This window comes from Aeromonas allosaccharophila (genome assembly GCF_016026615.1).
In the GTDB taxonomy this organism is placed as follows: domain Bacteria; phylum Pseudomonadota; class Gammaproteobacteria; order Enterobacterales; family Aeromonadaceae; genus Aeromonas; species Aeromonas allosaccharophila.
Genome location: NZ_CP065745.1, coordinates 3803750 through 3815000, shown reverse-complemented (window position 1 = coordinate 3815000; position 11251 = coordinate 3803750). Strand labels below are relative to the sequence as shown.

At 55.8% G+C, this 11251-nt stretch carries 10 protein-coding genes (1 of these 10 only partly in view); all 10 read right to left on the bottom strand.

The window, feature by feature from the left end:
- Positions 1-1067, bottom strand: partial view of an elongation factor Tu gene (gene tuf / locus I6G90_RS17465; RefSeq protein WP_042657281.1) — the 5' portion only. 118 nt of this gene lie to the left of the window's left edge; 1067 of the gene's 1185 nt are visible here — the first part of the coding sequence; the start codon lies at positions 1065-1067; its stop codon lies off the left edge, out of view.
- A gap of 54 nt (positions 1068-1121) precedes the next feature.
- Positions 1122-3227 (bottom strand): elongation factor G, encoded by a 2106-nt coding sequence (gene fusA / locus I6G90_RS17460; protein WP_042058265.1) that lies wholly within the window; start codon positions 3225-3227, stop codon positions 1122-1124.
- A gap of 75 nt (positions 3228-3302) precedes the next feature.
- Positions 3303-3773, bottom strand: coding sequence for a 30S ribosomal protein S7 (gene rpsG / locus I6G90_RS17455; protein WP_010675949.1), 471 nt, complete (start codon positions 3771-3773; stop codon positions 3303-3305).
- A 93-nt stretch (positions 3774-3866) separates the two neighbouring features.
- Positions 3867-4241, bottom strand: coding sequence for a 30S ribosomal protein S12 (gene rpsL / locus I6G90_RS17450; protein WP_005306278.1), 375 nt, complete (start codon positions 4239-4241; stop codon positions 3867-3869).
- Positions 4242-4423: 182 nt separating this feature from the next.
- Positions 4424-4702, bottom strand: a complete 279-nt coding sequence (tusB, locus tag I6G90_RS17445; RefSeq protein WP_139710660.1) for a sulfurtransferase complex subunit TusB — start codon at positions 4700-4702, stop codon at positions 4424-4426.
- 7 nt (positions 4703-4709) lie between these two features.
- Complete coding sequence (tusC, locus tag I6G90_RS17440; protein WP_197928492.1) at positions 4710-5069, bottom strand: sulfurtransferase complex subunit TusC; 360 nt, start codon at positions 5067-5069, stop codon at positions 4710-4712.
- Between the two features lie 8 nt (positions 5070-5077).
- Positions 5078-5470: a sulfurtransferase complex subunit TusD gene (gene tusD / locus I6G90_RS17435; protein WP_197928491.1), complete on the bottom strand. Its 393-nt coding sequence runs from the start codon at positions 5468-5470 to the stop codon at positions 5078-5080.
- 84 nt (positions 5471-5554) lie between these two features.
- Positions 5555-5935, bottom strand: coding sequence for a RidA family protein (locus I6G90_RS17430; protein ID WP_042019309.1), 381 nt, complete (start codon positions 5933-5935; stop codon positions 5555-5557).
- A 24-nt stretch (positions 5936-5959) separates the two neighbouring features.
- Positions 5960-6676 (bottom strand): helix-turn-helix transcriptional regulator, encoded by a 717-nt coding sequence (locus tag I6G90_RS17425; protein WP_005339902.1) that lies wholly within the window; start codon positions 6674-6676, stop codon positions 5960-5962.
- 194 nt (positions 6677-6870) lie between these two features.
- Entirely contained in the window at positions 6871-11175 is a 4305-nt protein-coding gene (gene rpoC / locus I6G90_RS17420; protein ID WP_042058256.1) for a DNA-directed RNA polymerase subunit beta', read from the bottom strand.
- Positions 11176-11251 lie beyond the last annotated feature (76 nt).

The window sequence follows — 11251 nt, the reverse complement described above, 5'->3', positions numbered from 1 at the left end:
TTGTCGCCTGGCATTACCATTTCAACGCCTTCCGGCAGTTCGATGGTACCGGTCACGTCGGTAGTACGGAAGTAGAACTGCGGACGGTAGCCTTTGAAGAACGGGGTATGACGACCACCTTCTTCTTTGGACAGTACGTACACTTCAGATTCAAACTTGGTGTGCGGCTTGATTGAACCCGGCTTGGCCAGTACCTGACCACGCTCTACGTCTTCACGCTTCACGCCACGCAGCAGTGCGCCGATGTTCTCGCCTGCACGACCTTCGTCCAGCAGCTTACGGAACATTTCAACACCGGTACAGGTGGTAGAAACGGTATCTTTGATACCAACGATTTCTACAGTCTCACCCACTTTAACGATACCGCGCTCTACACGACCGGTAACTACGGTACCACGGCCAGCGATAGAGAATACGTCTTCGATAGGCATCAGGAACGGCAGGTCAATTGCGCGCTCCGGCTCCGGGATGTAGGTATCCAGGTGGTGAGCCAGCTCGATGATCTTCTCTTCCCATGCAGCGTCGCCTTCCAGCGCTTTCAGCGCGGAACCACGTACTACCGGCAGGTCATCACCCGGGAAGTCATATTCGGTCAGCAGTTCACGAACTTCCATCTCGACCAGTTCGAGCAGCTCTTCGTCATCAACCATGTCACACTTGTTCATGAACACGATCATGTACGGGATACCAACCTGACGACCCAGCAGGATGTGCTCACGAGTCTGCGGCATCGGGCCGTCAGTCGCTGCTACTACCAGGATCGCGCCGTCCATCTGGGCAGCACCGGTGATCATGTTTTTAACGTAGTCGGCGTGACCCGGGCAATCTACGTGAGCGTAGTGGCGGGTAGCGGTGTCGTATTCTACGTGGGAGGTGTTGATGGTGATACCACGCTCACGCTCTTCCGGTGCCTTGTCGATCTGGTCGAAGGCGAAAGCTTTACCACCGAAGTGCTTGGCCAGCACGTTGGTGATAGCTGCAGTCAGGGTGGTTTTACCGTGGTCAACGTGGCCGATGGTGCCGACGTTTACGTGCGGTTTGTTACGCTCAAATTTTTCTTTAGACACGACGTAGTCCTTCTAGGTTAAACCCGCCTACCGTCGTAGGCGGGGAATCTTAAATTACTTGGATTTGCGCTCTTCGATCACGGCTTGTGCAACGTTGGTCGGTGCATCGTGATACTTGGCGAATTCCATGGCGTAGGAAGCACGACCTTGGGTAGCGGAACGCAGTGCAGTTGCATAACCGAACATTTCGGCCAGCGGCACCAGAGCACGTACGATCTTGCCGGACGGGCCATCTTCCATACCTTCGATCAGGCCACGACGACGGTTCAGGTCACCGATAACGTCGCCCATGTAATCTTCCGGAGTTTCAACTTCTACTTTCATGATCGGTTCAAGCAGAACCGGGTTGGCTTTCATGAAGCCAGCCTTAAAGGCCATGGAAGCAGCGATTTTGAACGCCAGTTCGGAAGAGTCGACATCGTGGTAAGAACCGAAGTGCAGACGCACACCCAGATCCATAACCGGGTAACCAGCCAGCGGACCAGATTTGAGCTGCTCGCGGATACCTTTATCAACACCCGGGATGAATTCACCAGGAATGACACCACCTTTGATGTCGTTGACGAATTCGTAGGCTTTGCCTTCTTCCAGCGGGTACATGTCGATCACAACGTGACCGTACTGACCACGACCACCAGACTGCTTGGCGTGCTTACCTTCGATATCCTTGACGGTGTTACGAATGGTTTCACGGTAGGCAACCTGCGGCTTACCTACGTTCGCTTCAACCTTGAACTCGCGACGCATACGGTCAACGATGATGTCCAGGTGCAGCTCACCCATACCGGCGATGATGGTTTGACCTGACTCTTCGTCAGTCCATACGCGGAAGGACGGATCTTCCTGAGCCAGACGGCCCAGTGCCAGACCCATCTTCTCTTGGTCAGCCTTGGTTTTCGGCTCAACCGCGATAGAAATTACCGGCTCAGGGAATTCCATACGCTCGAGGATGATCGGTGCGTTCTGGTCACACAGGGTGTCACCAGTGGTCACGTCTTTCAGACCGATGGCAGCAGCGATGTCACCAGCGCGTACTTCTTTGATCTCTTCGCGCTTGTTGGCGTGCATCTGAACGATACGGCCAAAACGCTCGCGCTTGTCCTTGACGGAGTTCAGCACGGTGTCACCGGAGTTAACAACACCGGAGTAGACGCGGAAGAAGGTCAGGTTACCAACGAACGGGTCGGTAGCGATCTTGAACGCCAGAGCAGAGAACGGCTCGTCATCAGAAGCATGACGCTCGTCTTTGGTCTCGCCGTCCATTTTCAGGCCGTCGATAGCAGCTACGTCGGTCGGAGCCGGCAGATAGTCAACAACGGCATCCAGCATTGCCTGTACGCCCTTGTTCTTGAACGCGGAGCCACAGGTTACCAGGATGATTTCGTTGTTCAGCACACGCTGACGCAGAGCTTTCTTGATCTCTTCCTCGGTCAGCTCTTCGCCGCCCAGGTATTTTTCCATCAGGTCTTCAGACGCTTCAGCAGCGGCTTCAACCAGATTCATGCGCATTTCTTGCGCCTGTTCCAGCAGCTCAGCCGGGACGTCTTCGTAATCGAAGGATACGCCCTGGTCAGCTTCGCTCCAGTTGATGGCTTTCATCTTGACCAGGTCAACAACGCCCTTGAAGTTCTCTTCGGCGCCGATGTTCAGCTGAAGAGGAACCGGAACGCCTTTCAGACGGGTCTTGATGTGCTCAACGCAGCGCAGGAAGTTGGCACCGGTACGGTCCATCTTGTTGACGAACGCGATACGGGGAACCTTGTACTTGTTAGCCTGACGCCATACGGTTTCAGACTGTGGCTGTACGCCACCTACGGCACAGTACACCATCACGGCACCGTCCAGAACACGCATTGAACGCTCTACTTCGATAGTAAAGTCAACGTGGCCCGGGGTATCGATGATGTTGATACGGTGCGGTTGGAACTGTTTACCCATACCGGACCAGAAAGCGGTGGTCGCGGCGGAGGTGATGGTAATACCACGCTCTTGTTCCTGTTCCATCCAGTCCATGGTGGCAGCGCCATCGTGAACTTCACCGATCTTGTGACTTACACCGGTATAAAACAGTACGCGCTCGGTAGTAGTAGTCTTACCGGCGTCAATGTGAGCGGAGATACCGATGTTACGATAACGCTCAATGGGGGTTGTACGAGCCATTGTCATCCTCTTACTAAGGCGCTTGTCCCTAGATAATTAAAGGTGCGCAGAGCCAAAAGACCCTGCGCAAGCGGATTACCAGCGGAAGTGAGCGAAGGCTTTGTTCGCTTCAGCCATACGGTGAACGTCTTCACGTTTCTTGACAGACGAACCCTTATTGTCAGCGGCATCCAGCAGCTCGCCAGCCAGACGCTGAGCCATTGATTTTTCACCACGTTTACGAGCGGCATCAACCAACCAGCGCATTGCCAGGGCATTGCGACGTACCGGACGAACTTCTACCGGCACCTGATAGGTTGCACCACCGACGCGACGAGATTTAACCTCGACCGCCGGACGAATGTTATCCAGAGCGACTTCGAACAGGGCCAGGTGCTCTTTGCCAGATTTGGTGGCAATGATGTCCAGGGCGCCATAAACGATGGCTTCTGCAACAGATTTCTTACCGTCAACCATTACTACGTTGACAAATTTAGCCAGCAGCTCTGATCCGAACTTGGGATCTGGCAGGATTTTACGCTGACCAACAACACGACGTCTTGGCATTTCAAATTCTCCGTAACTTCAGGGATTACCCAAAACTAGAAAGCTATCTAACTAGAAACGAATTAACGTTTGGCCTTACTTAACGGAGAACCATTAAGCTTTAGGACGCTTCACGCCATACTTGGAGCGAGCCTGCTTACGGTCTTTAACACCGGCACAGTCCAACGCACCACGAACGGTGTGATAACGAACACCTGGCAAGTCTTTTACACGACCGCCACGGATCAGAACAACAGAGTGCTCTTGCAGGTTGTGACCTTCACCACCGATGTAGGAGGTGACTTCGAAGCCGTTGGTCAGACGTACACGGCATACTTTACGCAGTGCAGAGTTAGGCTTCTTCGGGGTGGTGGTATATACACGGGTGCATACGCCACGCTTCTGAGGGCACGCTTCCAGCGCCGGCACGTTGCTTTTCACAACGAGCTTGATGCGTGGCTTGCGAACCAACTGGTTAATAGTTGCCATCAAAAGGCTCCTGATAATGACTTCATAAACGTGTGGAAAATCCTCCCCGCAGATACGGGGACGCGAAATTTTATGCCCTGTTGTCTGGGGAGTCAAGATTTATACAATTTGCGTCACAAAAGGGCAATTCGGATCCGTTTAATTTCATGACATCACCTTGAATTCTCTTGAAAATGTGCTTCTCAGCCACCCCAGGTGCGCGGGGAACCTTTTTGCGCAATCAGTGCCACCAGACCCGCCATATCGAGCACATTGCCCACCCGATGATGCAAACCGCGAGCTTGCAGGTCTTCCTGCATCACATAAAGCGGAATGTCAGCCAGCTGCTCGCTCCATTGGGGAGCCGATGCCGCTATCACGGCATCCTGCATCAGTACCAGCTCATCCTCGGGCTGGAGGTATGAGAGCGCCTGTGCCAAAGCCTGACTCTGAAAGGGGGAGTTCAATATCAGATGCAACATGGAGACCTCAAAAGCTGATGTGAGTCGAACATTGTGCCCAGCGCCGAGCCAGCTCCTGGCGCGGCAGACTCTCGACCGGGATCAGCAGATCATCCACTGTCAGGCCACGCTCTGCCAGCGAGTCAGCACAAACATAGACCTCTTCGATGTCGTAGAGTTCCAGCATTTTGAAGGTGGGCGCGTAGTGGCGCTGCAAAATGGTCGCCGGCTGCTGCTCCTTGACCAGTTGCAGCACACCGTCCCCAATCAGGAAGAGGGCCAGCTCATCGGTCATAGCCGAGGTGGCCAGCAGGGCATCCAACCCTTCCCGACCGGCGGCATGGCCATGGGGGCCACGACTGCAGATAAAGGCGATTTTCTTGCTCATGACTCCCCCTAGAACTGAACCAGACGATCGGCGGTAAGTGCCGCCTCGGCCAACTGGCCCAGACCGCTGAGGCAAAACGGCGCCTGCAGATTGAAGTGCGCCTGCCCTGCCCCCTTGGCCTCCTGCTCATCGAGCACACCGCGCCGCATGGCGGCGGCGACACAGACGTCGATACGGATCCCCTGCTCTTCTGCCAGCTCTCGCCACAGACGCACCAGGTCGGTCTCATCGGATGCAGGCAGGTGCAGACCGTTGCCGTTGCAGACCCCATCCTGATAGAAGAACAGGTGGGACAAGGTATGCCCCTGCGCCAACAGCGAGCGGGCAAAGCGATAGGCGGTGCTGGCCGACTGGGTGCCATAGGTGGGCCCCGTGACCAGGATGGCAAAACTCAGACTCATAGCAGGACTCCTGTGCTGACCCGGTCCATTTTACGCCAAAAACAAAAAAGCCCCTGCCAGGAGGGGCTTGATTCGATGCGTTAATCAGAGATGGGCAATCGCCTCGACCTCGACCAGCACATCTTTCGGCAGACGGGCCACTTCCACGCAGGAGCGGGCTGGCGCTGCATCACCAAAGTAGCGGGCATAGACCTGGTTGAAGGCAACGAAGTTGTTCATGTCGCTCAGGAAGCAGGTGGTTTTGACCACGTTGCTGGCATCGGCACCGGCAGCGTGCAACACGGCAACCAGATTCTTCATCACCCGTTCGGCCTGCTCTTCGATGCCGCCAGCCACGATTTCCATGGTGGCAGGATCGAGCGGGATCTGCCCGGAGGTGAAGATCATCTCGCCAACCTTGGTAGCCTGAACATACGGACCAATCGCGGCAGGCGCCTTGTCGGTTGCAATCACTTCTTTAGCCATTCATCTATCCCCTTCTGGAATGAGTTACTCGTTCTCGTCTTCACCCTGCTTGCGCTGTCGGATGTAAAGATAAACGGTATGTTTTGAAATATTGAGTTTGTCCGCCACCAGATTGATCGAATCCTTGATGTCGAAAATGCCCTTCTCGAACAGCTGGGTCACGATGAAGCGGTTCTTGGCATTGTTGGCCACGGTGGGGTCGCGGTTGATCTCGTCGATGGTGTTATCCACCGTCTGGGCAACCAGCTCTTCCACACTGTTGGCGAAGGTCTCGGGTGATTGACGCGCCGCCTGCTGGGGCGTCGGGAAAAATTCGGCCACGAACTCGTGGAAAGGCGCATTGATGTGCAGGTTGATGCAGATAAGCCCCACTACCTGCCGCTCGCTGTTACGAATGGCGATAGTGCTCGACTTCATCAGCGCACCGGTGCGGCTGCGCGCAAAATAGCTCTGGGTGTAATCCTGGCCAGTGCTCTCGATATCCTTGAGCATGCGCAGGGCGAGATCGGTGATGGGCGCCCCGAGGGTGCGTCCGGTATTGAAGCCGTTGGCGATCTTGATCACCGACTCGTGCAGATTTTCCAGGGAGTGGAGGACCACTTCACAATGCTTGCCGAACAGCTCGGCCAAGCCATCGATGAGCCCATCGTATGAGCGCAACAATTCCCTGTCTTCATCTGTAAAAGTGCGGCTGATCAGCTGTTCTTCGGGAAGCATGGCTTCCTCGATACCGACAGTCATGTTCTACCCCTGTAATAACCATTCAACTTTCCCGAGTTTTAAATTGCAGGGGAGTAAAGTCAACTTTTTTTGATTTTTTACTCTACAACTTTGCTCTGGATCATCCTGAAACCCGCGCTGCGTCTACCTTTGCCGAGTAATTGGCCAACAAAAAGGGCTCCTTGAAGGAGCCCTTTTCAATCACGGATGACGAGTTACTCTTCGTCGAAGCTACCGGCTGCGTTCAGCAGATCCGCCAGGTTCTGTTGAGCTTCATCAGCGGTCACCTGCGGGGTACCAACAGCACGAGCTGCGGCAGCACGCTGGTTGATCCGGCTATGGTGGTAGGCAAAGCCGGTACCAGCCGGGATCAGACGACCCACGATGACGTTCTCTTTCAGACCACGCAGTTCATCACGCTTGCCACCAACGGCGGCTTCGGTCAGAACGCGAGTGGTTTCCTGGAAGGAAGCCGCAGAGATGAAGGACTCAGTGCTCAGAGATGCCTTGGTAATACCCATCAGTACATGACGGAAGGTCGCTGGGGTCTTGCCCTCGGCAACCAGCTTACGGTTGGCAATCTTCACACGAGCAACTTCAACCTGTTCGCCTTCGATCAGATCGGTGTCGCCAGCGCTCAGGATCTCGCACTTGCGCAGCATCTGACGAACGATGACTTCGATGTGCTTGTCGTTAATCTTAACGCCTTGCAGACGGTAAACGTCTTGCACTTCGTTGGCGATGTAGTTGGCGACCGGGCTGATACCGCGCAGACGCAGGATGTCGTGAGCAGACTCAGGACCGTCCGCCAGCACTTCACCCTTCTCAACTTTTTCACCTTCGAACACGTTCAGGTTACGCCACTTCGGAATCATCTCTTCGTAGACGTTGCCACCATCAGTCGGGGTGATGACCAGACGGCGTTTGCCCTTGGTCTCTTTCCCGAAGGAGATGGTACCGGAGATCTCGGCCAGAATTGCCGGTTCCTTCGGTTGACGTGCTTCGAACAGATCCGCAACGCGCGGCAGACCACCGGTGATGTCCTTGGTACCGCCGGATTCTTGCGGGATACGCGCTACCGCGTCACCCACACCCACGTTGGCACCATCTTCCAGGTTCACGATCGCCTTGCCCGGCAGGAAGTACTGGGCGGCTACATCGGTACCCGGGATCATCACGTCTTTGCCGTTCAGGTCGACCAGCTTAACGGTCGGACGCATCTCTTTACCGGCACTCGGACGCTCGTTGACATCCAGTACGACGATAGAAGAGAGACCGGTCAGCTCGTCGGTCTGACGAGTGATGGTCACGCCATCGATCATGTGTTCGAACTGCAGGCGACCTGCCACTTCGGTGATGATCGGGTGGGTGTGCGGATCCCAGTTGGCAACGGTCTCGCCAGCGTTCACAGCCTGGCCGTCCTTCACTTCCAGCACGGAACCGTAAGGCAGCTTGTGGCTTTCCTTGGTACGGCCCATGTCGTCCATGATGGTCAGTTCGGTAGAACGGGAGGTGATAACCAGTTTGTCATCGCTGTTGTGAACGAACTTGGCGTTCTGCAGCTTGATGGTACCGGTGTTCTTGACCTGGATGCTGTTCTCGGCAGCAGCACGGGATGCCGCACCACCGATGTGGAACGTACGCATTGTCAGCTGGGTACCCGGCTCACCGATGGACTGGGCGGCGATAACACCGACAGCCTCACCTTTGTTAACCAGGTGGCCACGGGCCAGATCACGGCCGTAGCAGTGAGCACAGTTACCGAAGTCAGTTTCACAGGTGATGGCAGAACGTACCTTCACGCGGTCAACAGAGTTTTGCTCCAGCAGGTCACACAGCTGCTCGTCGAGCAGGGTGTTACGTGCTACCAGCACCTCATCTTCAGTACCCGGCTTGATCACGTCATCGGCAACCACACGGCCCAGCACGCGCTCACGCAGCGGTTCGACAACGTCGCCACCTTCGATCAGCGGAGTCATCCACAGACCTTCGGTAGTGCCGCAATCGTCCTCGGTGATCACCATGTCTTGTGCCACGTCTACCAGACGACGAGTCAGGTAACCGGAGTTCGCAGTCTTCAGTGCGGTATCCGCCAGACCCTTACGAGCACCGTGAGTGGAGATAAAGTACTGCAATACGTTCAGACCTTCGCGGAAGTTCGCGACGATCGGCGTCTCGATGATGGAGCCATCCGGCTTGGCCATCAGGCCACGCATACCGGCCAGCTGACGGATCTGGGCGGCGGAACCACGCGCACCAGAGTCGGCCATCATAAAGATGCTGTTGAACGATGCCTGCTCTTCTTCTTCACCCAGCGAGTTGACGTTACGCTCTTTGGACAAGTTCTCCATCATGGCCTTGGAGACGCGCTCGTTGGCGCTGGCCCAGATATCGATAACCTTGTTGTAACGTTCGCCCGCAGTCACCAGACCGGACAGGAACTGGTCCTGGATCTCGGCAACTTCGGCTTCGGCTGCCGCAATGATGTCTTTCTTGGCATCCGGGATGACCATGTCATCGATACCAACGGAAGCACCGGACAGGGCCGCATAGTGGAAACCGGTATACATCAGCTGGTCAGCGAAGATAACGGTGTCCTTCAGGCCCTGCTTGCGATAGCAGGTGTTCAGCAGACGGGAGATGAGCTTTTTGCCCAGCGCCTTGTTGGATACGGATTTGATCCAGTTCTGCGGATTGGCATCCAGGTCAGCCTGCTCTGCAGCAGTCAGCACCTTCGGCTCGTCGATCAGGGCGTATTCCATGCCTTTCGGCAGGATCAGGCTCAGGATCGCACGACCAACGGTGGTGTTCTTCATCTCGGTGTGTTCACGCAGAGAACCGTCTTCCTGACGCAGGTATTCGGTAATGCGCACTTTCACACGAGCATGCAGATCGGCCAGACCGGCGCGATATACTTTCTCGGCTTCTTTCGGGCCGGCCAGCACCATACCTTCGCCTTTGGCGTTGATACGGGCACGGGTCATGTAGTACAGACCCAAGACCACGTCCTGAGAAGGAACGATGATCGGCTCACCGGAGGCAGGCGACAGGATGTTGTTGGTAGACATCATCAGCGCACGCGCTTCCAGCTGGGCTTCCAGAGTCAGCGGTACGTGGACCGCCATCTGGTCACCATCGAAGTCCGCGTTATACGCAGCACAAACCAGCGGGTGCAGCTGGATTGCCTTGCCTTCGACCAGCGTCGGTTCGAATGCCTGGATACCCAGACGGTGCAGGGTCGGTGCACGGTTCAGCAGCACCGGGTGCTCGCGGATCACTTCGTCCAGGATATCCCAAACGACAGCTTCCTCGCGCTCCACCATCTTCTTGGCGGCCTTGATCGTGGTCGCCAGACCGCGGGTTTCCAGCTTGCCATAGATGAACGGCTTGAACAGTTCCAGCGCCATTTTCTTCGGCAGACCGCACTGATGCAGGCGCAGGGTCGGGCCTACGGTGATAACGGAACGACCGGAGTAGTCGACACGCTTACCCAGCAGGTTTTGACGGAAACGACCTTGCTTACCCTTGATCATGTCGGCCAGGGATTTCAGCGGGCGCTTGTTGGAACCGGTGATGGCACGACCGCGACGGCCGTTATCCAGCAGCGCATCGACGGACTCTTGCAGCATACGCTTTTCGTTGCGCACGATGATGTCCGGAGCAGCCAGATCCAGCAGACGCTTCAAGCGGTTGTTACGGTTGATCACGCGACGGTACAGATCGTTCAGATCGGAAGTCGCGAAACGGCCGCCGTCCAGCGGTACCAGCGGACGCAGGTCCGGCGGCAGCACAGGCAGCACTGTCATGATCATCCACTCCGGCTTGTTGCCGGACTGCAGGAAAGCTTCCATCAGCTTCAGACGCTTGGTGGTCTTCTTGCGCTTGGTCTCGGAGTTGGTTTGATCCAGCTCCTCGCGCATGGTTTTGACTTCACCTTCCAGATCGATGGCGCGCAGCAATGCCAGGATTGCTTCGGCACCCATCTTGGCGTCAAATTCGTCGCCCCACTCTTCCAGCGCATCCAGGTACTGCTCTTCAGAGAGCATCTGGCTGCGTTCGAGGTTGGTCATGCCCGGCTCGATTACCACGAAAGATTCGAAGTAAAGCACGCGCTCGATGTCGCGCAGGGTCATGTCCAGCAGCAGACCGATACGGGACGGCAGGGACTTCAGGAACCAGATGTGGGCAGTCGGGCTGGCCAGCTCGATGTGGCCCATACGCTCACGACGGACCTTGGTCTGGGTCACTTCAACGCCGCACTTCTCACAGATCACACCACGGTGTTTCAGGCGCTTGTACTTGCCGCACAGACACTCGTAGTCCTTCACCGGTCCGAAGATGCGGGCGCAGAACAGACCATCACGTTCCGGCTTGAAAGTCCGGTAGTTGATGGTCTCAGGCTTTTTGACCTCACCGAATGACCAGGAGCGGATCATGTCAGGAGAGGCCAGACCGATCTTGATACTGTCAAACTCTTCGGTCTTGGTCTGAGCCTTCAAAAACTTGAGTAAGTCTTTCACGTGTTTCCCCTGTCAGGAGTCTAACCTCGGCGCCCCGGCTGCCAAAACAGCGGGGCGCCCACGTCAATTCTCGAAC